At 61.3% G+C, this 19,704-nt stretch carries 21 protein-coding genes and 3 tRNA genes; 13 read left to right on the top strand and 11 right to left on the bottom strand.

Annotated elements, in window-relative coordinates; translation table 11 throughout:
• Positions 1 to 7: 7 nt before the first annotated feature.
• Together M0D67_RS05260 and M0D67_RS05255 are read left to right on the top strand one after the other, a co-directional pair.
• Positions 8 to 157, top strand: a complete 150-nt coding sequence (locus tag M0D67_RS05260; RefSeq protein WP_028200145.1) for a hypothetical protein — start codon at positions 8 to 10, stop codon at positions 155 to 157.
• Positions 158 to 498: 341 nt separating this feature from the next.
• Positions 499 to 1,095, top strand: coding sequence for a chorismate mutase (locus M0D67_RS05255; protein ID WP_266237613.1), 597 nt, complete (start codon positions 499 to 501; stop codon positions 1,093 to 1,095).
• A gap of 103 nt (positions 1,096 to 1,198) precedes the next feature.
• On the opposite strand, the gene M0D67_RS05250 is transcribed toward M0D67_RS05255, so the two are convergent.
• On the bottom strand, positions 1,199 to 2,353 hold the full coding sequence (locus tag M0D67_RS05250) for an exonuclease domain-containing protein (protein ID WP_154559933.1): 1,155 nt from the start codon (positions 2,351 to 2,353) through the stop codon (positions 1,199 to 1,201).
• Positions 2,354 to 2,704: 351 nt separating this feature from the next.
• Positions 2,705 to 2,908 carry a cold-shock protein gene (locus tag M0D67_RS05245; protein WP_054037310.1) on the bottom strand — a complete coding sequence of 68 codons (204 nt, stop codon included), beginning with the start codon at positions 2,906 to 2,908 and terminating at the stop codon, positions 2,705 to 2,707.
• A 444-nt stretch (positions 2,909 to 3,352) separates the two neighbouring features.
• Between M0D67_RS05245 and M0D67_RS05240 the strand changes: the two genes are divergently transcribed.
• On the top strand, positions 3,353 to 3,601 hold the full coding sequence (locus M0D67_RS05240) for a hypothetical protein (protein ID WP_154559932.1): 249 nt from the start codon (positions 3,353 to 3,355) through the stop codon (positions 3,599 to 3,601).
• Between the two features lie 531 nt (positions 3,602 to 4,132).
• Entirely contained in the window at positions 4,133 to 5,263 is a 1,131-nt protein-coding gene (locus M0D67_RS05235; RefSeq protein ID WP_154559931.1) for a porin, read from the top strand.
• A gap of 51 nt (positions 5,264 to 5,314) precedes the next feature.
• Here M0D67_RS05235 and greB read toward each other — a convergent pair whose 3' ends face one another.
• The gene (greB, locus tag M0D67_RS05230) at positions 5,315 to 5,893 is read right to left on the bottom strand and encodes a transcription elongation factor GreB (RefSeq protein ID WP_154559930.1); all 579 of its coding nucleotides are present in this window, start codon (positions 5,891 to 5,893) and stop codon (positions 5,315 to 5,317) included.
• Between the two features lie 120 nt (positions 5,894 to 6,013).
• Here greB and M0D67_RS05225 point away from each other — a divergent pair.
• Positions 6,014 to 6,090 (top strand) — tRNA-Arg (locus M0D67_RS05225).
• 89 nt (positions 6,091 to 6,179) lie between these two features.
• Positions 6,180 to 6,256: transfer RNA gene (locus M0D67_RS05220), tRNA-Arg, on the top strand.
• A 105-nt stretch (positions 6,257 to 6,361) separates the two neighbouring features.
• Here M0D67_RS05220 and M0D67_RS05215 read toward each other — a convergent pair.
• The 5 genes from M0D67_RS05215 to M0D67_RS05195 all read right to left on the bottom strand — a co-directional run bounded on the left by M0D67_RS05215 (position 6,362) and on the right by M0D67_RS05195 (position 11,396).
• A complete protein-coding gene (locus M0D67_RS05215; protein WP_154559929.1) occupies positions 6,362 to 6,850 on the bottom strand; it encodes a phage protein NinX family protein in 489 nt (162 codons plus the stop codon).
• 132 nt (positions 6,851 to 6,982) lie between these two features.
• A complete protein-coding gene (locus tag M0D67_RS05210; RefSeq protein WP_154559928.1) occupies positions 6,983 to 9,337 on the bottom strand; it encodes a bifunctional (p)ppGpp synthetase/guanosine-3',5'-bis(diphosphate) 3'-pyrophosphohydrolase in 2,355 nt (784 codons plus the stop codon).
• Positions 9,338 to 9,428: 91 nt separating this feature from the next.
• On the bottom strand, positions 9,429 to 9,632 hold the full coding sequence (gene rpoZ, locus M0D67_RS05205; RefSeq protein ID WP_006025620.1) for a DNA-directed RNA polymerase subunit omega: 204 nt from the start codon (positions 9,630 to 9,632) through the stop codon (positions 9,429 to 9,431).
• 141 nt (positions 9,633 to 9,773) lie between these two features.
• The gene (gmk, locus tag M0D67_RS05200; RefSeq protein ID WP_154559927.1) at positions 9,774 to 10,454 is read right to left on the bottom strand and encodes a guanylate kinase; all 681 of its coding nucleotides are present in this window, start codon (positions 10,452 to 10,454) and stop codon (positions 9,774 to 9,776) included.
• A gap of 18 nt (positions 10,455 to 10,472) precedes the next feature.
• Positions 10,473 to 11,396 carry a YicC/YloC family endoribonuclease gene (locus M0D67_RS05195; RefSeq protein ID WP_154559926.1) on the bottom strand — a complete coding sequence of 308 codons (924 nt, stop codon included), beginning with the start codon at positions 11,394 to 11,396 and terminating at the stop codon, positions 10,473 to 10,475.
• A 291-nt stretch (positions 11,397 to 11,687) separates the two neighbouring features.
• Between M0D67_RS05195 and rph the strand changes: the two genes are divergently transcribed.
• The 5 genes from rph to M0D67_RS05170 all read left to right on the top strand — a co-directional run bounded on the left by rph (position 11,688) and on the right by M0D67_RS05170 (position 15,420).
• Complete coding sequence (rph, locus tag M0D67_RS05190; RefSeq protein WP_054037414.1) at positions 11,688 to 12,428, top strand: ribonuclease PH; 741 nt, start codon at positions 11,688 to 11,690, stop codon at positions 12,426 to 12,428.
• Positions 12,421 to 13,068, top strand: a complete 648-nt coding sequence (gene rdgB / locus M0D67_RS05185) for an RdgB/HAM1 family non-canonical purine NTP pyrophosphatase (RefSeq protein ID WP_168435658.1) — start codon at positions 12,421 to 12,423, stop codon at positions 13,066 to 13,068. Before rph ends, rdgB begins: the two co-directional genes overlap by 8 nt.
• A complete protein-coding gene (gene hemW / locus M0D67_RS05180) occupies positions 13,065 to 14,294 on the top strand; it encodes a radical SAM family heme chaperone HemW (protein WP_168435657.1) in 1,230 nt (409 codons plus the stop codon). Before rdgB ends, hemW begins: the two co-directional genes overlap by 4 nt.
• Positions 14,295 to 14,349: 55 nt before the next feature.
• A tRNA-Ser gene (locus tag M0D67_RS05175) sits at positions 14,350 to 14,439 on the top strand.
• Positions 14,440 to 14,961: 522 nt separating this feature from the next.
• Positions 14,962 to 15,420, top strand: coding sequence for a hypothetical protein (locus tag M0D67_RS05170; protein ID WP_154559925.1), 459 nt, complete (start codon positions 14,962 to 14,964; stop codon positions 15,418 to 15,420).
• A gap of 27 nt (positions 15,421 to 15,447) precedes the next feature.
• On the opposite strand, the gene M0D67_RS05165 is transcribed toward M0D67_RS05170, so the two are convergent.
• The 3 genes from M0D67_RS05165 to M0D67_RS05155 form a co-directional block, all read right to left on the bottom strand.
• Positions 15,448 to 15,852 (bottom strand): RidA family protein, encoded by a 405-nt coding sequence (locus tag M0D67_RS05165; protein ID WP_154559924.1) that lies wholly within the window; start codon positions 15,850 to 15,852, stop codon positions 15,448 to 15,450.
• 87 nt (positions 15,853 to 15,939) lie between these two features.
• Positions 15,940 to 16,170 (bottom strand): hypothetical protein, encoded by a 231-nt coding sequence (locus M0D67_RS05160; protein ID WP_054037416.1) that lies wholly within the window; start codon positions 16,168 to 16,170, stop codon positions 15,940 to 15,942.
• A 188-nt stretch (positions 16,171 to 16,358) separates the two neighbouring features.
• Complete coding sequence (locus M0D67_RS05155; RefSeq protein WP_154559923.1) at positions 16,359 to 17,579, bottom strand: Bcr/CflA family multidrug efflux MFS transporter; 1,221 nt, start codon at positions 17,577 to 17,579, stop codon at positions 16,359 to 16,361.
• A gap of 249 nt (positions 17,580 to 17,828) precedes the next feature.
• On the opposite strand from M0D67_RS05155, the gene M0D67_RS05150 reads away from it, so the two are divergent.
• Together M0D67_RS05150 and hemL are read left to right on the top strand one after the other, a co-directional pair.
• Positions 17,829 to 18,326 carry a hypothetical protein gene (locus M0D67_RS05150; RefSeq protein WP_154559922.1) on the top strand — a complete coding sequence of 166 codons (498 nt, stop codon included), beginning with the start codon at positions 17,829 to 17,831 and terminating at the stop codon, positions 18,324 to 18,326.
• Between the two features lie 91 nt (positions 18,327 to 18,417).
• Positions 18,418 to 19,701, top strand: coding sequence for a glutamate-1-semialdehyde 2,1-aminomutase (gene hemL, locus M0D67_RS05145; RefSeq protein WP_266237605.1), 1,284 nt, complete (start codon positions 18,418 to 18,420; stop codon positions 19,699 to 19,701).
• Positions 19,702 to 19,704: the final 3 nt, after the last annotated feature.

The raw sequence follows: 19,704 nt of genomic DNA, 5'->3' as shown, positions 1-19,704 counted from the left end.
AGAGATCATGGATGCCAAACCACCGAAGATTCCGACCCCGGATAAAGTTTTTAGCCCGGATCCGGAACCCGCTGGCGTCGAGTTTCTGGGTGCCGAACTGCCTGAGCACGTTCGCGCATTTTTCGACGAACAACGTAAGTCGTGCGACTCGAAGTAAGTGTGCGGTGGCGCGATGCAGCATCAGCGTCCGCGCGTCCGGCGCGCGGCGAAAGTTGCTACGTGCCCCTACGATTGTCGTTTGCCGCTTTCGCGACGCGGGTTACGCCTGCTTGATTGTGACGCCCGGCTGATTTCGCCCGGCGCACTGAGAGCGCTCGTCTCTGTCTCTGTCTCTGTCTCTGTCTCTGTCTCTGTCTCTGTCTCTGTCTCTGATAGGCGCCTAGGGCGCCTTTAAATATCCCGGCAGCTTGTTTTCAGTCGTTCAGCGCGCCCGCTTGATCCGCGCATCGTCTATTCTTCTGTTTTTTCTTCCGCGGCCACCGGCCACTCCCGCCTTCCATGAATCGCTCGTATCGCTTTGGAGCGTCATGCGCGCTCGCGTTGTTCACGGCGCTTGCGCTCGCGCCCGCCCCTGCCGTCGCGGATGGCGACGACACCGCTCTCACCAACCTGATTGCACTGGCTTCGCAGCGCCTCGCGCTCGCGGAACCCGTTGCGCGCTGGAAGTGGGCGAACCACCAGGCGATTACGGATACACCGCGCGAGAATGCGTTGCTCGCCGACGTCGAAAAGCGCGCCGTCGCAGCGAACATCGATCCAGCGTTTGCGCGCTCCTTCTTCCAGGATCAGATCGACGCCAGTAAGGAAGTGCAAAACGCGCTGTTTGACACCTGGCGCAGCACGCGGCCGCCCGAAGGCCCTGCGCCCGACCTTGCCACCAGCACGAGGCCGGAGTTGGACCGGCTGACGCAGTCGCTCGTGGCCGGACTCGCACGGGTGCAACCGCTGCGCACAGCGCAGGATTGTCCGTCGCGCGTGGCGCAATCGCTTGCTAACTGGAAATCACTGACGCGCTATGACTCGGCCCATTCGAGCGCGTTGACGCGCGCTCTCGGTCATGTGTGCGAAGCGGGTGGAGTCGGTGCGACGGGATGATCGGTTGGTGCGGTCGAACGGAGTCTGAGACTCCGATCGGTCCAACGCTCTCAGGTGCGGATTGAACCCGCCCTGATGAGCGGGTTGTCGCACGAAACTCGCGTTAAGCCAGACTCGGCACAGGCGTGCCGCTCGAGACGCTCAAGGGCATCACGCGCAAGCCGCGCGCCAGATGGCTTTGCAGAAGACGATAGGTCGACAGTTCGAACGGTCCACCCTCGCTCGAAGCATGCAGCGCGGCCGCCTGGGCGAGCGAAGGCGCATGCCCAAGGTAACGCCACCGGTCGACGACATGAAAGGCACGCGCGTGCGACGCTTCTTCACGCTCCTCAAACACGATCGGACCTTCGAACGGCCACGGCGCATCCACGGGATCGCTCTTCAAGACGCGCGGCACCCGGTTATGGCCGGGACGCAGCGTCGCGATCCATTGCGCCTCCGCGAGCATGGCGCCCAGCTCGCCACCGGTCGCGAGCCACTCGACACGCCGTACTTGTTGCGCGAGCCTCACGTCCTTCGACGACCGCCGCTCCCCCGTCAAGTGAGAACGCAGCCGCTGACGCACACGCACGCTTCGCCCAACATAGAGCGGCAGGTCGCCTTCTCCATAGAACGCGTAGACACCGCATCCGGCTGGCGCCGTGTCGAGCAGATCTTCGGTGATGTCGCCTGCAAGCCGGTAGCGCCGCGTAGTTCGCTCGATCTGCGCCTGCAAAACGTCCGGTGGCACGAGACCGCCATGCAGACGTTGCCAGAACTGCCAGATCAGATCGGCGTCCGCAAGTGCGCGGTGACGATCGGACGGGACGAGACCATGACGCTCCACCAATGCATCGAGCCCATGGCGCTTTTCCGCCGGAAACAACGCGCGTGACAGGCGCACGGTACACAACACATCCGGATCGAACGCTAGTCCGGCCCGGCGAAACTCCCCACGCAGAAAACCGCGATCGAAACTGGCGTTGTGCGCGACGAACAGTTTGCCGTTCAGGCGCTCGAACAATGCCGGCGCAATGACGTCGAAAGTAGGCGCGCCTCGCACCATCGCATTCGTGATGCCGGTGAGCTGCTGAATGAAGGAAGGAATCGGTTGCTGAGGGTCGACCAGGCTGCTCCAACGCGACACGCCGGCCGGTCCTATTTCAACCACGCCGACTTCGGTAATGCGATGCTCACTGGTCGAGCCGCCGGTGGTTTCAAGGTCGACGAAGACGATTGGCACATCTAGGGCCGGTTGCGGCAGAAACTGTTCAGACATGGAAAGGGATACTTTGGACGCGTGGCTTTGCGGCAAGTATGCACCAGTTAGCCGCCGCGCACCCAGCCAGTATTGCTTTGCCCTTGTCGCCGTGCGGCACAAAGACTGGATTCCGGCACGACCTGCGATTCGCTCATAAAGCTGTTAATTATTATATTTCTATGATGTCGATTTTAGATTCCAGGGCTCAATTTTACGCCCCCGATCTTCTCCAGATTAATTCGAACCAGGTAGTTAATCGTTTATGCCGCGATGATAATAACGAATGCCCATAAAAAAGCCTTCGCGTCGTGCGAAGGCTTTCCGGCGATCAGGCTGCCCGGCGACATACGCGGAGCAGCGCGGTGCGGCTTACAGCGGTTGAATGTTCGCCGCTTGCTTGCCCTTCGGGCCGGCCTTGACCTCGAAGGAGACGCGCTGGCTTTCCTTCAACGACTTGAAGCCTTCGGTGCGGATCTCCGAAAAGTGCGCGAACAGGTCTTCGCCACCCGAATCCGATGTAATGAAGCCAAAGCCCTTAGCATCGTTGAACCATTTGACGATACCAGTTTCCATATTCCAGTTTCCCTCGAGGATTTATCAAAATCGGGGCATTGCCCTCAAACTGCATTTCATGGCCATTTCATCTGCGATCGGGCATTTCTGAAGCCTTCGGCACTTTCATATCTGGCAATTGAAATTCAGCTTTGCTGTTATACGGGGAACGAAGAAACAACGTCAAGCGAATTTTTCATATTCACTTAGCATGCGGCGCGATAAGTCAATGCCAAATGAATCGACGAATTCCGACCGCATATTCAGCGAAAACAGAATCGCTTTTCACGTCAATATTACTCACTCGATATCGGGCACAACCGATATCGGAAAAAATTTCGGCATACCCACGAAAACATGTAACAGAAGATGTTTTTAGTAAGTGTTTGTCCGAGTTGTTGCGCCGCACTCATGCCAGCATCATGGAAATCAGTAGCGCGAAGTAATGCGCGTCAGGAGATTGCCATGCTGTTCAATGAATTCCGTCGCTTCATCGCCTGGTTCACCCAATCCCACGCAAAGACAGTTCCCTCGCAATCCGAGCCGGTCGCTCCATCACCCTCGGCCTTCGAGGTCGATCCCATGTGGCATGGGGATCACTGGCAAAATCTGCTCTCGTCCCCCATGGATGCACGCCGCTATGTGATGGAAGACTGGAGCGTCTCGGTGACAACCGACTGGAGTGATGTGGACGGTGCTGCGCCGGCGCACTGACTAACGTCCGCGAATCCGCAACCGGAAGGCAAAAAAAAAGCGCGACTGGGAAGTCGCGCCGACAAAGGTTTGGAGATCTTTTTCGTCAACGAAAAAGTCTGCTTCGGAAAGCAGAGATTTCAGTATAACGGCTTAGTCGAGATCGATTATTCGCATAATCGACAACCATCTATTGCTATAGCGACAACAATCCTTTTTTACGATTTATCGCGTTGTTTTTTTGCATCGATTACTGTAGCGAATGTGCAACGCAATTCAGTTGACTCACCTCTCACGCCCCCCTCAATAGCGCTGCAAGCCTTTATCAGCAAGGCTTAAACGCTATTCGCCTATCGTTTCATATCCAGTAATACTTTATTGTGGAAATCGGAACATCCGCTTTGCGAGCGTCTCTCTACACTCTGCGTAACCGGAAACCGGCGCGCGTGGCGTACAGCGCGCTTCTCATGCGGATTTCGCCTCTCGCAGCGCCCGCGTGATGGTCTCCTTAAGCCTGGGTTCAACGCCCACTCTAGCTCTCGGAGTTACAAGATGAAAAAGACTCTCATGGTCGCGGCCCTCACGGGCGTTTTTGCAACGGCAGCACATGCCCAGAGCAGCGTCACGCTGTATGGCTTGATCGATGCCGGCATCACCTATACCAATAACCAGCACGGCCACAGCAATTGGCAAGAAACCAGCGGTTCAGTGAACGGCAGCCGTTGGGGCTTGCGTGGCTCTGAAGACCTCGGTGGCGGTCTCAAGGCCATCTTCACGTTGGAAAACGGTTTCGGCATCAACAACGGCACGCTGAAGCAAGGTGGCCGTGAATTCGGCCGTCAAGCGTTCGTCGGCCTGTCGAGCGACCAGTTCGGCGCCGTGACCCTCGGTCGTCAATACGACAGCATGGTGGACTACGTCGGCCCGCTGTCCCTGACGGGCACGCAATACGGCGGCACGCAGTTCGCCCACCCGTTCGATAACGACAACCTGAACAACTCGTTCCGCGTCAACAACTCGGTCAAGTACACCAGCGTGAACTACGGCGGCTTCAAGGGCGGCGCCATGTACGGCTTCTCGAACCAGGCTGGCGGATTTGCGAACAACCGCGCATACAGCGTTGGTGGAACGTATAACTGGGGTGGCCTGAACGTCGCAGCTGCGTTCATGCAGTTGAACGGCAGCGGCACGGCGAATACCGGCGGCGCAGTGTCGGACGACTTCACGTTCGGAGCAAAGCGTCAGCAAACCTGGGGGGCAGGCGCGAACTACACGTTCGGCCCGGCAACGGCTGGCCTCCTGTACACGCAAACCAACCTGACCGGCCTGACCAGCATCAGCTCAGCTGCAGGGGGTACCTCGGCTGCCGTCTCCCTGCCGAGCAACAGCGCTCACTTCCAGAACTTCGAAGTGAACGGCCGCTATGCCCTCACGCCGGCAGTGAGCGTGGCGGGTTCGTACACCTACACGCGCGCCAGCCTGAACGGTGTGCGCCCGAACTACAACCAGTTCAACCTGCAAACGGACTACGCGCTGTCGAAGCGCACGGACGTGTACCTGCAGGGTGAGTATCAGCGCGTCAACGAAGGCTCGGGCCTGGTTGCAAACATCAATGGCCTGGGTGCGGCGTCGTCGACGAACAGCCAAGTCGCTGTGACCGCTGGTCTGCGTCACCGCTTCTAAAGCGGCCGGCAACATCCGCAGCATCGAAGGCGCCGTTCGCGGCGCCTTTTTTTATGCTGCACCGCCGCCGGTATCAGGCAGCGGATACTTGACGTCCAGGATGTCGATCGGCTGTGGGCCGGCGGGCGTGTACAAGGTCACCGTATCGCCAATTTTGGCCTTGAGCAGCGCTCGCGCGATCGGCGAGATCCAGCTCACGTGGCCGACATCCAGGTCGACCTCATCGACGCCAACAACCGTCAGCGTATGCACCTCGCCGTCTTCCGTCGCATATTCGACAGTCGCGCCGAAGAACACCTGATCGACGTTTTCCTGTTTGCTGCTGTCGACTATTTCAGCGATGTCGAGGCGCTTGGTCAGAAAGCGGATCCGCCGATCGATTTCTCGCAGACGGCGTTTGCCATAGATGTAGTCGCCGTTTTCCGAGCGGTCGCCGTTCGAGGCCGCCCACGACACCAGTCTGACCACCTCCGGCCGCTCGACATCGATCAGATGCAGCAGTTCGTCGCGCATCCGCCGGTAGCCGGCGGGCGTGATGTAGTTTTTCGTACCCGGGGGGATTTCGGGCTGGGCGACGTCGAGATCGTCGTCATTCTCTTCACTCGACTCTTTGACAAAGGCCTTGTTCATGATGGTCCGTTAACTGCAGCAAGCGACTGCCTATCAAGGGTACACGATCAGGGCAATGAGACAAATCGCAGTTACATGCTTCCCTTTTTGAAAACCTTTGCTATAATCTCGTTTCTGCGTGCGGCTGTAGCTCAGTTGGATAGAGTACTTGGCTACGAACCAAGGGGTCGTGGGTTCGAATCCTGCCAGCCGCACCACTTATTCGAGGGCCTCCCTCCGGGGAGGCCCTTACGTTTTACCGAGCCTCATTGCAGTATCATCGTATTTAGCGTCACCTGTTTAGCGTGCGGCTGTAGCTCAGTTGGATAGAGTACTTGGCTACGAACCAAGGGGTCGTGGGTTCGAATCCTGCCAGCCGCACCACCTATGAAGGGCCTTCCGATCGGAAGGCCCTTTGTTTTTTACGTGACCGGTTCTGCTCAACCGGTCCACTCTGCCAGGGCCCAGGCCTTGGCAGCGTCACCGCAGCTATCGCGGTATCGACTGAATATCACCGATCTGCCCATCGGGACTCGGCACATCCACGAACGAACTTTCCGCCGATTCCTCGCCGATCAGCGCCGCGCGCTCGCCAGTCACAGCCTGCGCCTGCCGCAATACCTCACCCACGCTATCGCCGAAACGGCTTTCAACAAACGCCCGCAGCAGCGCAACCCGTAACGAGTCTCCCCGCCCTTCCACGGTTCGATGGCCGCCCTCGAACTCAGCGATGCAATGTGCCGCGCCATGATCGGTCCGCTCACGCACCTCCAGCCGCTGCGCGCGCTCCAGCACCGCCGCGGCCGCTTCCCATGACGTGGACGGCGTAAAACGGCCATCCCACGGGCGGCCACGGTCATTGCCTCGGATCGAGACGGTTTCGCCGCTGTCGGTAAAGTAGATTTCGCGCACGAAGTCGTGCAGGCTGCGGGCCACCCAATAGTCGAGCGCCACGCCGGTGAGGTCAGCTACGTTCATAAGCGTTCTCCCTGAAGTTCCGGTGAGACTCGCTGGCGGGCAGGTGCGTTCAGATTCAAACGAAAGCCGCCTGAAGCCGCCCGAGGCGACCAGACGTCCAACGTGGTCGAGCAGACCCAGCCAGCCGTCAGATCAGTAATCCGCGCGCTCGCGGTCGATCCGCATCCCGCCGTCGTGACGGTGATGCCCTTCCTCGCTCGGCCGCTCGCGCGCAATACGCATCACGTCCGGATTCGTACGCACGCGGCGCATGACGTTGGCGAGATGGACGCGATCGCTGACCTGGATCACGAAACGCAGCACCGTGGATTCCTGCGACAGGTCTTCGTCCATCGCGATGTGGACGATGTTCGCATCCGCCGATGTGATGTCGGCCGCCACGCGGGCGAATACGCCCTTGGTGTTCTTGACCAGCACCTTCACCGCGACGTCGAACAGACGTCCCGGCTGCGGCGCCCACGCCACATCGATCCAGCGGCCCGGATCGCGCCGGTGGATACGCTGCGCGACGCGGCAGTCCGTGGTGTGGATCGCCATGCCGAGGCCGATGCCGATGTAGCCCATGATGTCGTCGCCCGGAATCGGACGGCAGCACGCGGACAGTTGCACCGACATGCCTTCTGTACCAGTGATCACGACCGGCGGCGCATGCGATGCTGTGCCGTCGCGCGAGCCGTCGTCGTCCGCATCGCGGCCGCTCATCAGCACTTCGATGCGCTTGGCCATGACTGCGGCAACACGGCGGCCAAGACCGATATCCGCGAAGATTTCCTGACGGTTCTTGTTGCCCGTCCACTGCACCAGCTTTTCCCACGCTTCAGGCGTGACGTCCGACAGCGCCAGCCCGTAGCCCTTCAGCGCCTGGTCGACGAGACGCTCGCCGAGCTGCACGGACTCGTTCAGACGCATGGTCTTCAGGTAGTGGCGGATCGCCGAACGCGCCTTGCCGGTGCGCACGAATCCAAGCCAGGCCGGATTCGGCTTCGAATAGGGCGCCGTAATGACTTCGACGATATCGCCGCTCTTCAGCTCGGTGCGCAGCGGCAGGAGTTCATTGTTGATCTTCACTGCGACGCACTGGTTGCCCAGATCGCTGTGGATCGAATACGCGAAATCGAGTGCGGTGGCGCCGCGCGGCAGTGCCATGATCTTCGACTTCGGCGTGAACACGTACACCGCATCCGGGAACAGATCGATCTTGACGTGCTCGAGGAATTCGCTCGAATCGCCCGCTTCGCTCTGAATGTCGAGCAGCGACTTGAGCCACTGGTGCGCGCGCTTTTGCACGTCGTTCAGATCCGCGCCGCCGTTCTTGTACAACCAGTGTGCGGCGACGCCCGCTTCGGCGATCTCGTGCATCTTGCGCGTGCGCACCTGAAACTCGATCGGCGCGCCAAACGGGCCGACCAGCGTGGTGTGCAGCGATTGATAGCCGTTCACCTTCGGGATCGCGATGTAATCCTTGAACTTGCCCGGCACCGGCTTGTAGAGCGCATGCAGCGCGCCGATGCAGGTGTAGCACTCCAGCGCACTTTCGACCACCACGCGGAAGCCGTACACGTCGAGCACCTGCGAGAACGACAACTGCTTGTCGCGCATCTTCTTATAGATACTGAAGATGGTTTTCTCGCGGCCGGTGACTTCGGCGTTGAGCTTCGCGTCGGCAATCGCGCGCTGCACCGACTCCAGAATCTTGCCAACCACTTCACGCCGGTTGCCGCGCGCGGCCTTGACGGCCTTTTCGAGCGTGGCGTAGCGATGCGGGTTGAAGTTCGCGAAGCTCAGGTCCTGCAGCTCGCGATAGGTATTGTTCAGGCCAAGCCGGTGGGCGATCGGCGCGTAGATGTCCAGCGTCTCACGCGCCACGCGGCGGCGCTTTTCATGCGGCACCGCACCCAGCGTGCGCATATTGTGCAGCCGGTCGGCGAGCTTGACCAGAATCACGCGGACGTCGCGCGCCATCGCGAGGAGCATCTTGCGGAAGTTTTCCGCCTGCGCCTCTTCGCGATTGCGAAACTCCATCTTGTCCAACTTCGACAAGCCGTCGACCAGTTCCGCGACCTTCGCGCCGAATCGCTCGGCGAGTTCGGCCTTGGTCACGCCCTGGTCTTCCATCACGTCATGCAGCAGCGCCGCCATGATCGACTGGGCGTCGAGATTCCAGCCGGCGCAGATTTCCGCGACGGCGACAGGATGGGTGATGTAGGGCTCGCCGCTCTGGCGATACTGACCAAGGTGGGCTTCGTCGCTGAAATGGAAAGCTGCCTTGATGTCCTTGATTTCTTCCGGCTGAAGATAGCCGGACAGAACGCCTGTCAGCTTGGCAATCGAAACGACGTCATGCCGGCGCGGTTGCTCCGGTGTGGCGGTCGGCCCGAACAGATGGCGAAACGACTGTTCGAGGACCGCGTCGATGTACTTCCGTGCAGACGAGGGAGAATCGGCGTCGTGTTCCACTTCCGTGGCGGTGGGCGGGGTAGCACTCAATTTCGCCTCCGTAGCGGTTAGGGTTGGACGCCGGTCTGTACGTTGATGCAATTACATGGCAACTGGGCAATCGAAAACGGAAGCGTGCGCCTTAAACAGGCACCTTCTTCAACATTTCGACGCCAACCTGGCCAGCTGCGATTTCGCGCAATGCGACGACCGTGGGCTTGTCGCGGCTTTCGATCTTCGGCGTGTGACCTTGTGCGAGCTGACGCGCGCGATAGGTCGCGGCAAGCGCGAGTTCGAAACGGTTCGGAATCTGTTTGAGGCAGTCTTCGACGGTAATGCGGGCCATGTTGGGTTCCTTCTTTCCAGAAAACGCTGGGCCGCCCCAAGTCTTCTTGTTGCCCTCGGGGGGGCCGGCGCGAAGCGACGGGTCTGGGGGCGTTAATTGATGTTGCTTATTCTACCTTATGTGCTCAATATGCCGCCGCGTTCACGCGTGTGGCAGGTGAATGCCGAGTTGCACGAAAAGCTGCGTGTGACGCGCGTATTGCGAGGCGAAGCGCGAACGCGTCGCCGCCACGAGGCAGCGCAGTTCGCCGAGCGCGCGATCGAAGTTGTCGTTGATCACGACATACTCCGCTTCGGCCGCGTGCGCCATCTCGCTGCCGGCTGCGAGCAGACGGCGCGTGATCACGTTCGGCTCGTCCTGGCCGCGCTTTTTCAAACGCTCTTCGAGCGCATCGAGAGACGGCGGCAAGATGAAAATTTCAACGGCGTTGTGAAACTGTTTCTTTACCTGCTGCGCGCCTTGCCAGTCGATTTCGAGCAGCACGTCATGCCCGCTTTTCATCTGCTCTTCGATCCACACGCGCGAGGTCGCGTAGTAGTTACCGTGCACTTCCGCGCTTTCCAGAAACTCGCCGGCCGCGTGACGCGTCAGGAAATCGTCGACCTTCGTGAAGTGATAGTGCTCGCCGTCCTGTTCCTTCGGACGCGGCGGGCGCGTCGTGTACGAAATCGACAGACGGATCGCTTCGTCGCCGGCGAGCAGCGCGTTCACGAGCGTCGACTTGCCCGCGCCCGAAGGCGCGACCACCATGAACAGGTTGCCGGGATAAGCACCGGCGTAAGGGTTGCGCGGTGCGCTGGTTTCGCGTGTGTGGTCGGTCATGTTATCGAGGCTCCTGCCTTACTCCAGATTCTGTACTTGCTCGCGCATCTGTTCGATGAGCAGCTTCAGGGTCATCGACGAATCGGCCAGTTCCTTCGCCGCCGCCTTCGAGCCGAGCGTGTTCGCTTCGCGATTCAGTTCCTGCATCATGAAGTCGAGCCGCTTGCCGACCTTGCCGCCCTTCTCGATCACGTGACGCGTTTCGTTCAGGTGAGCCGTGAGGCGCGACAGTTCTTCGGCGATGTCGATGCGGATGCCGTACATCGTCACTTCCTGGCGAATCCGTTCGTTGATTTCTTCGCGCGAGACGCTCGTTGCCGTCGTGTCGGGCGCGGCGATACCCAGCGCTTCCTGCAGACGTTCGACGATCTTCTGCTGATGCTTGGCGATCAACTCCGGCACGAGCGGCGTGATCTTCGTGACGATCGTTTCCATTTCAGTGACGTTGGCGAGCAGCACCGTTGCCAGTTGCGCGCCTTCGCGCGCACGCACGTCGATCAGATCGGTAATCGCCTGCTTGCCGCATGCGAGCACCGCATCGCGCAGCACGTCCGGCGCCACGCCGGTTTCGGCCAGCACCCCCGGCCAGCGCAGAATTTCTCCGGTGCGCAGGCGCCCTGCTTCCGGGAACGTCGACAACACCGTGCGCTCGAGCAGCGCGAGTTGCGTCAGCGCATCGCGATTGACCGAGCCCGCGTTAGCCGACTGTTCGCTGCGTTGCAGGTTGATACGGATGTCGACCTTGCCGCGCGAGAGCTTGTTCATCAGCATTTCGCGCAACGTCGGTTCGCAGACGCGCACGTCTTCCGGCATCCGGAAGTTCAGATCGAGAAAGCGCGAGTTCACCGTGCGCAGTTCGACCGATACGCTCACGCCGCCTGTGCCTGAGGCCGGGACGAGTTCGCGCGTGGCGCTCGCATAGCCAGTCATGCTGTAGATCATCGTATTTCTCGCGATTGTGGCCATGCGTTTGACGATGGCCGAAGAGTCGAATCGCCCGGCGTGTACGAGACGCGGGGCGGAGAATCCGCATTATCCCATTTTTACCGACGAGGCCCCTTCGTACGCGGGCGGCAGCCGGGTAACGCGCGCGCCGCCGCGCGCGAAGTGCTACCCCGCGCAAAGCCCCGGCACACGCGGGCGGCCGTGCGATCGACCGGCCGCGCCGCGCCCGACGCGATCGGCGGTAAAATCGCGGTTTCCCTCCTGCTTTTCTTCCAGACCAATCCCAACATGACCGACAACACCCAACGCCCCAGCGGCCGCCAGGCCAATCAGCTACGCGACGTGCGCATCACGCGCCACTACACGAAGCATGCGGAGGGCTCCGTGCTGGTCGAATTCGGCGACACCAAGGTCATCTGCACGGCGAGCATTGCCGAGAGCGTGCCGTCGTTTCTGCGCGACCGCGGCCAGGGCTGGCTGACCGCCGAATACGGCATGCTGCCGCGCGCCACGCATACCCGCAGCGACCGCGAAGCCGCACGCGGCAAGCAAACCGGCCGCACCCAGGAAATCCAGCGCCTGATCGGCCGCGCCCTGCGCTCGGTGTTCGATCTCGAGAAGCTCGGCGCGCGTACGCTGCATATCGATTGCGACGTGATCCAGGCCGACGGCGGCACGCGCACGGCCAGCATCACGGGCGCATTCGTGGCGGCGCATGACGCGGTGGCCAAATTGCTGGCTACGGGCCGCATCGAAAGCTCGCCGATTACCGATTACGTCGCGGCGATTTCGGTCGGCGTGTACGACGGTCTGCCGGTGCTGGATCTCGACTACGACGAAGATTCGCAATGCGACACCGACATGAATGTGGTGATGACGGGCGCGGGCGGCTTCGTCGAAATTCAGGGCACGGCCGAAGGCGTGCCTTTCTCGCGCGACGAAATGAATTCGCTGCTCGATCTGGCAAGCGACGGCATCAACACGCTGATCGCGAAGCAGAAAGCAGCGTTGGAGCAAAAGAGTGAGTGAAGTTCGTCAAGGCAACGGCGCTGTTGCGTCTGACTCGCCGCTGAAGAAAGTCGTGCTGGCGTCGAACAACGCGGGCAAGCTGCGCGAGTTCGCGGCGCTGCTCGGCGCGGCCGGCATCGAGCTGATTCCGCAAGGCGAGTTGAACGTGCCGGAAGCGGAAGAGCCGCATCCGACTTTCGTCGAAAACGCGCTGACCAAGGCGCGTCACGCGGCGAAGCTCACCGGCCTGCCCGCCCTCGCCGACGATTCCGGCTTGTGCGTGCGCGCGCTGCGCGGCGCACCCGGCGTTTATTCGGCGCGCTACGCGCAACTCGCCGGCGGTGAAAAGAGCGATGCAGCGAACAACGCGCAGCTCGTTTCAGCCTTGCAAGGTGAAACCGATCGGCGCGCGTATTACTACTGCGTGCTGGCGCTCGTGCGTCATGCGGACGATCCCGAACCGCTGATCGCCGAAGGCCGCTGGCATGGCGAAATGCTGGATGCACCGCGCGGCGCGCATGGCTTCGGCTATGACCCGTACTTCTTCCTGCCGTCGCTGAATGCGAGCGCCGCGGAACTCGAACCGGCGGTGAAGAACGCCAGCAGCCATCGCGCGATTGCCTTGCGCCACCTGCTCGCGCGTTTGACGGAGGAAGCGTGATTCCGATCAAACCGGCGCCTGCCGATATCGGCAACGGCGTCATCAAGGCCTTCACGTCGCCGGGCAGCATTCGCCTGACGTCGTTGCCGCCCTTGGCGTTGTACGTGCACTTTCCCTGGTGCGTGCGCAAATGCCCGTACTGCGATTTCAACTCGCACGAATGGAAAGGCGACACGTTTCCGGAGACCGAGTATCTCGACGCGCTGCGCGCCGATCTCGAGATGGCGTTGCCGCTCGTGTGGGGGCGCCAGGTGCATACTGTGTTTATCGGCGGCGGCACGCCCAGCTTGCTGTCTGCGGCCGGGCTCGACCGCATGCTGTCCGACGTGCGTGCGCTGCTGCCGCTCGACGCCGACGCGGAAATCACGCTCGAAGCGAACCCAGGTACTTTCGAGGCCGCCAAGTTCGCGCAGTTTCGCGCGAGCGGCGTGAATCGCCTGTCGGTGGGCATCCAGAGTTTCAATGAAGCGCATCTGAAGGCGCTCGGCCGGATTCACGACGCGACGCAGGCGCGCCACGCGGTCGAAGTGGCCGCGAACACGTTCGACAACTTCAACCTCGATCTGATGTTCGCGCTGCCGCAGCAGACGCTCGCGGAGTGTCAGGCTGATGTGGAGACGGCGTTGTCGTTCGCGCCGCCGCATTTGTCGCTGTATCACCTGACGCTGGAACCGAACACGCTGTTTGCGAAATTCCCGCCTGCGCTCCCAGACGACGATGCGTCCGCCGACATGCAGGATTGGATTCACGAACGCACGACAGCCGCAGGTTACGAACGCTACGAGGTGTCCGCGTATGCGCAGCCGCATCGGCAGAGCAAGCACAATCTGAATTACTGGCGCTTTGGCGACTATCTCGGCATCGGCGCGGGCGCGCATACCAAACTGTCGTTTCCGAACCGCGTGCTGCGTCAGGTGCGCTACAAGCATCCGACCACCTTCATCGAGCAGGCATTGGCCGGCACGGCAGTGCAGGAAGAGAACGAGGTCGGGCCGCGCGATCTGCCGTTCGAGTTCATGCTGAACGCGCTGCGGCTGGTGGAAGGGTTTCCTGTGCATCGCTTTATCGAGCGCACAGGGCTCTCGATGACCTCCATCGAACCGGCTTTGCAGGAGGCGGAACGGCGCAAGCTGATTACGCGCGACCACGAAAAGATCGCGCCGACACCGCTTGGCCAGGCCTTCCTGAACGATCTGCAGGCGCTGTTTCTGAAAGATCCGCAGTGATTGCAGCCCCGCCGAGCGCCGCAACGAGGATTTTTCAGGTTACAATTTAGGGCTTGGAGGTGTGGCCGAGCGGTTTAAGGCACCGGTCTTGAAAACCGGCGAAGGAGTGATCCTTCCGTGAGTTCGAATCTCACCGCCTCCGCCAGACAATCAATGAATACGGGCCGATCGGCCCGTTTTTCATTTCTGGCCATCAAAGAATCCGCCCATCGGCGAATGCGCAACGTGTCGAACGGGTAAGCAACTGTAAATAAAGCCCGATTGCACCGAGGCTGCGTAATTTGCTGTCACAAGCCAGGCCGAACGAATGCTGCGCCCGGCTCCTCCAACTCATGAAGAGGGAGGAACCATGCTCAAGTTACTGTTAACGATAGGTTTCGCAGTGGGCCTTACCGGGTGTGTGGTTGCACCACCCTATGGCTACGCACCGGCATACGGATATGCGCCCGGCTACTATGCCGTCCCGAGCGTCAGCGTGGGGGTTGGCGTCGGCGGTTATTACGGCGGCCGCGGGAGGTGGTAATTTCTGGCCAAGCTCGTTCCTGGCCAAGGTCGTATCAGTCAATCTCTCGGCACCACCCGCACTAAGGGGAACCCCTCCCTCAACATCTTGCTCCCATGGTCGATATCAAGACTATCTGTGCGTCAGCACGCCAGGGAGTTGCTCATGAAAGTCAGTACTTTAGCCTGTGCACTAATTTGGGTTGCCGCGAGCGCGGGCGCATCGTCCGCGCTTGCAGGCACGTCAACGGCGCTGTCCGACGACGATAGCGCAGCGGTATTCGGCTCGGCCAGGCTGTCGAATCTGCAGGACGTTGGCGGCAGCGCGAAAGTGGGCGCCTCCGCCGCTACCCTGGGCGCCAATACGCTGAGAGGCGCAAGCGGCAATATCGGCGTGAACGTCTCAGCCGGTGCGCTGAATGCTCAGGCCAACCAGATCATCCTCATCACCACACCGCAAGCAACGATCACCTCACAACAGAATGTGCATGCCGTCGCGCAAGTGACGGGCAGCACCTCCGCCAAACTCGGTGCCGGCTCACTGGCGGCGGTGAGCGGCAATGTCGGCGTGAATATCGCGTCCGGTGTGGGCAATGCCCAATTCAACGGGCTCATCATTCACTGAGTCGCAACGCCTCGACACCACAACGACTTAAACCAGCGCGGTCGCCTCGACCTCGACCTTCAACCCGTAATGCAGGTGTGGAACCGGCACGACGGCCCGCGCCGGCCGTGCCTCACCTGCCCAACGCGCGTAGATCTGATTGAAGCTCGCCCAGTGTTCGACGTCGGCGATATAGACGCGTACCTGCACCAGTTGTGCAATGCTGCTGCCGACACCTTCGAGCGCAGCCTGAACATTCGCCAACACCTGCTCGGCCTGGACCTCGAACGAGGCGTCAGTAAGCTTCTCCCCCTGTGCGTTGATCGGCAACTGTCCCGAGACGAAAACAAAACCATTCGCAATCGCGACGTGACTGTAATGGCCACCCGGTTTTGCCAGGCCAGCGGGATTGTCCATGTGCGGCAAATGCGGGTCGTGCTGGCTAACGGCCATGAATGCAACTCCAAAGTGGATGGCGCCTTCGCGGCGCGTGGCTATGCACAGGACGCTGCATGCCACTCACCGCCCACGTCAGACGCGTCACACGCTAAGCGCATCCAGCTTCTCACGCGCATCGGCGCAACGGCGATTCAGGTCGCGATGCATCAACTGGCTGTCGAGCAGCGCCGATACATCAGACAAACCGTAATCAAAGCGCAAGACGTATTCGATGTCTGTGTAATCGTGATAGGCGCCGCTGTCTGCCAGCTTCTGCGCTTCAGCGAAGGCAGCATGTTGCCGTTCGCCATTCATCAAATCTCTGATCGCCATGATTGCCGCTCCGAGGAACAGTGACGCCATCATAGCAATGCAAATTGAAACGCACGGTCGCGCGCACGCAACACCTGGTGTTTTCCGTAGACACATTGTTCGCGCAGGATGAAGAAGCAAGCATGCCGCGCGTTTCGGCTAAGGAACAATGATCCGCGTTTAGCGAAGAATGCCTGCTCGCGATGCCGTCAAACAGCAGCGACAGGTACCTTCATCCCGTGCCATTTGACTACCAGAATCCGCCCGACGTAACACAGCACGCCCGCGACGCCCACGACGATGCCCATGCCCTTGGGCGAGCCATCCTGCCAGAGTCCGACGGCGAGGCTCGCCAACGCGCCGAGCGCCAACTGCACCGCGCCGAACACGGCGGCCGCGGCGCCGGCATTCAACGGATACCGATGCATAAGATCGGTCGTGCAGTTAGCGGACAACAACCCCACCACGCCGACCACGAAGAACAAACCGAAAACGATCGACCACAACCCGCCCCACCCCGTCAGCGAGACGAGACAAACGAACAGGGACGCGATGCAACTCACAGTCGCGGCGAACGAAATGATCGGCAGTGAACCGAGCCGGCCGACGAGACGCGTATTCATCAAGTTGCCGAACATGATGCCGACGATATTCAGCGCGAACAGAAAGCCATAGTGCTGCGCCGATACATGGAAATATTCGATGTACACGAACGGCGTCGCGGTGATGTACGCAAACATCGACGCGAACGCCATCCCGCCGCACAGCATGTGCCCCCACGCGACCGGATCGCGCAGCAATTTGCCATAGGCGCCGAACGATTTCAGCAGCGCTGAATGCGCACGCTTTTCGGGCGGCCACGTTTCCGGCACCTTGAGGAAAGCGGTCACCGCGCACACCGTACCGAACAGCGTCAGCACGATAAAGACGACGCGCCAGCCGCCGAGCAACAGCAACTGTCCGCCGATCAGCGGCGCGAGCAACGGCCCGATCGACGTGACGATGGCGAGCATCGACAGCACACGCGCGGCATCGGTCGGCCCGTGCGCGTCGCGGGCGATCGCGCGCGCCAGCACCGAGGCCGCGCCCGCGCCGAGCGCCTGCACGAAGCGGAATATCACCAGCGATCCGATCGAAAACGACAGCGCACAGGCCACGCTTGCCAGCGCATACATGATGATGCCGCCGAGCAGCACGGGCCGGCGCCCATAGGTATCCGACAACGGACCATAGAGCAGCATGCCGATCGAAAAGCCGAACATGAAGCTGGTGAGCGTGGTTTGCGCGGCGCCGTTGCTGATGGCGAATGCCTGCGAGATAGTCGGCAGGCTCGGCAAATACATATCGATCGAAATCGGCCCGCATGCGGCAAGCGCACCGAGCAACAGAATCAGCCGGCCATCGGGCCGGCTTCGGGTGACGTGAGACATGGGAATCCAGATGAAGCGCCGCGCCCTCATCGGCAGCGACACGCGGTGAAACAGGGAAAGCAGCAGCTTGACGACCTCGATTGTACGCGACAGCTAAACCGTCCGAGGCGTCCAGGTCCGAATGATAACGGGCCGTTCATGCCCCGCGACAAGCGCGCCGTCGATCGGTTAAGCTGCCGCCAGAACGCTTCGGGGCGTGACACAAACCTGTCCGCTACGCCTTCCACACTGCCCTGTTCCGACCTTGTCATGACTGCCTTCCTGTTGATCTGGAGCCCCAAGAAATGGCCGTGGCCCGAGTTGCCCGACGTGGCGAAACGGGTCGCCGCAGGCGTAGCGGTGGCTGATGTATGGGGTTGCGGATTTGCCCGCAGCATCCTGCCGGGCGACCGCGTGTTCCTGCACCGTGTCGCGCAGGAACCCAAGGGCATTTTCGGCTCGGGCTACGTGACGCGCGCGCCGTACGAAGTCCCCGACCCGGCGACGAAGCGCGGCTACAGGTTGTGCATCGACTTCGTCTACGACTGGGTGGTCGACGCACACGAGGGTGTCGTGATTCCACGCGAGATGTTGCGCACGCATCCGTTTTCGGTGCAAACGTGGGACGCGCAGAGTTCGGGCACCGTGATCAAGCCCATGGCGGAAGGCGCGCTGGAGAAGCGCTGGGCCGAGCTCACGGGCAAGCGCAAGCCGCCAAAGCTCGACACATCCGCCGGCTTGGGCATACCCAAAACCTCTTCACGCTGACTCCGGTACAATTTCTGTACTCATCCCAGCGCCGCGCCAGCCGCCTCCAGGCTACCCGCGCCGCTGCGCAACCCAATTTCCAGCCATCGCCATGTCCAATAATCAGACCCTCTTCGAACGCGCGCAGCGCACCATCCCCGGCGGCGTGAACTCGCCGGTCCGCGCCTTCCGTTCGGTTGGCGGCACGCCGCGCTTCATCGAGCGCGCGCAAGGCCCCTACTTCTGGGACGCGGACGGACAACGCTATACCGACTACATCGGCTCGTGGGGCCCGATGATCCTCGGCCACGTCCACCCGGAAGTGCTGGAAGCGGTCCAGCGCGTGCTGGCCAACGGCTTCTCGTTCGGCGCGCCGACGGAATCCGAAATCGAAATCGCCGAAGAAATCTGCAAACTGGTCCCGTCGATCAAGCAGGTCCGCATGGTCTCGAGCGGGACCGAAGCGACCATGAGCGCGCTGCGTCTCGCGCGCGGCTTCACGAACCGCAGCCGCATCGTCAAGTTCGAAGGCTGCTATCACGGCCACGCGGACAGCCTGCTGGTCAAGGCCGGCTCGGGCCTGCTCACGTTCGGCAATCCGACTTCGGCGGGCGTGCCGGCCGATATCGCCAAACACACCACGGTGCTCGAGTACAACAACGTCGCGGAACTCGAAGAAGCGTTCAAGGCGTTCGGCAACGAGATCGCTTCGGTGATCGTCGAGCCGGTGGCGGGCAACATGAACCTCGTGCGCGCCACGCCTGAATTCCTGCAAGCCTTGCGGCGCCTGTGCACCGAGTACGGTTCGGTCCTGATTTTCGACGAAGTGATGTGCGGTTTCCGCGTCGCCCTGGGTGGCGCGCAAGAGGTCTACGGCATCAAGCCAGACCTGACGTGTCTGGGCAAGGTGATCGGCGGCGGCATGCCGGCCGCGGCCTTCGGCGGCCGGCGCGACATCATGGCTCACCTCGCGCCGCTCGGCGGCGTCTACCAGGCTGGCACGTTGTCGGGCAATCCGATCGCGGTCGCCGCGGGCCTGAAAACGCTGCAACTAATTCAGGCGCCCGGCTTCTACGACACCCTCTCCGCCCGCACCACGCGTCTCGCGCAAGGTCTCGCGAATGTCGCGCGCGAAGCGAAGGTGCCGTTCGCGGCCGATTCGCTTGGCGGCATGTTCGGCCTCTACTTCACCGAGTCGATTCCCACCAGCTTTGCCGAAGTCACGAAGAGCGACGTGCCGCGCTTCAATGCGTTCTTCCACAAGATGCTCGACGCGGGCGTGTACTTCGCGCCGTCGGCCTATGAAGCGGGCTTCGTTTCCATCGCGCACGACGACGCGATCATCGACGCCACGATCGACGCCGCGCGCGGCGCGTTCACCTCGCTCGCGGCCTGAGGC

The organism is Paraburkholderia sp. SECH4 (assembly GCF_030511745.1).
GTDB classification, from domain to species: domain Bacteria; phylum Pseudomonadota; class Gammaproteobacteria; order Burkholderiales; family Burkholderiaceae; genus Paraburkholderia; species Paraburkholderia madseniana.
The sequence above is the reverse complement of the archived record's forward strand: the minus strand, read 5'-3'. Positions and strand labels throughout refer to the sequence as shown.

Bases quoted from the DNA above. Each gene is read 5' to 3' on its own strand.
- M0D67_RS05215 (WP_154559929.1), bottom strand. From the start codon at position 6,850: ATGAACGTAGCTGACCTCACCGGCGTGGCGCTCGACTATTGGGTGGCC.
- M0D67_RS05195 (WP_154559926.1), bottom strand. From the start codon at position 11,396: ATGATCTACAGCATGACTGGCTATGCGAGCGCCACGCGCGAACTCGTC.
- M0D67_RS05155 (WP_154559923.1), bottom strand. From the start codon at position 17,579: ATGTCTCACGTCACCCGAAGCCGGCCCGATGGCCGGCTGATTCTGTTG.
- M0D67_RS05235 (WP_154559931.1), top strand. From the start codon at position 4,133: ATGAAAAAGACTCTCATGGTCGCGGCCCTCACGGGCGTTTTTGCAACG.
- M0D67_RS05150 (WP_154559922.1), top strand. From the start codon at position 17,829: ATGACTGCCTTCCTGTTGATCTGGAGCCCCAAGAAATGGCCGTGGCCC.
- M0D67_RS05160 (WP_054037416.1), bottom strand. From the start codon at position 16,170: ATGGCGATCAGAGATTTGATGAATGGCGAACGGCAACATGCTGCCTTC.
- rpoZ (WP_006025620.1), bottom strand. From the start codon at position 9,632: ATGGCCCGCATTACCGTCGAAGACTGCCTCAAACAGATTCCGAACCGT.
- M0D67_RS05245 (WP_054037310.1), bottom strand. From the start codon at position 2,908: ATGGAAACTGGTATCGTCAAATGGTTCAACGATGCTAAGGGCTTTGGC.
- greB (WP_154559930.1), bottom strand. From the start codon at position 5,893: ATGAACAAGGCCTTTGTCAAAGAGTCGAGTGAAGAGAATGACGACGAT.
- M0D67_RS05255 (WP_266237613.1), top strand. From the start codon at position 499: ATGAATCGCTCGTATCGCTTTGGAGCGTCATGCGCGCTCGCGTTGTTC.
- hemL (WP_266237605.1), top strand. From the start codon at position 18,418: ATGTCCAATAATCAGACCCTCTTCGAACGCGCGCAGCGCACCATCCCC.
- M0D67_RS05170 (WP_154559925.1), top strand. From the start codon at position 14,962: ATGAAAGTCAGTACTTTAGCCTGTGCACTAATTTGGGTTGCCGCGAGC.
- gmk (WP_154559927.1), bottom strand. From the start codon at position 10,454: ATGACCGACCACACACGCGAAACCAGCGCACCGCGCAACCCTTACGCC.
- M0D67_RS05240 (WP_154559932.1), top strand. From the start codon at position 3,353: ATGCTGTTCAATGAATTCCGTCGCTTCATCGCCTGGTTCACCCAATCC.
- M0D67_RS05260 (WP_028200145.1), top strand. From the start codon at position 8: ATGGATGCCAAACCACCGAAGATTCCGACCCCGGATAAAGTTTTTAGC.
- M0D67_RS05250 (WP_154559933.1), bottom strand. From the start codon at position 2,353: ATGTCTGAACAGTTTCTGCCGCAACCGGCCCTAGATGTGCCAATCGTC.
- M0D67_RS05165 (WP_154559924.1), bottom strand. From the start codon at position 15,852: ATGGCCGTTAGCCAGCACGACCCGCATTTGCCGCACATGGACAATCCC.
- rph (WP_054037414.1), top strand. From the start codon at position 11,688: ATGACCGACAACACCCAACGCCCCAGCGGCCGCCAGGCCAATCAGCTA.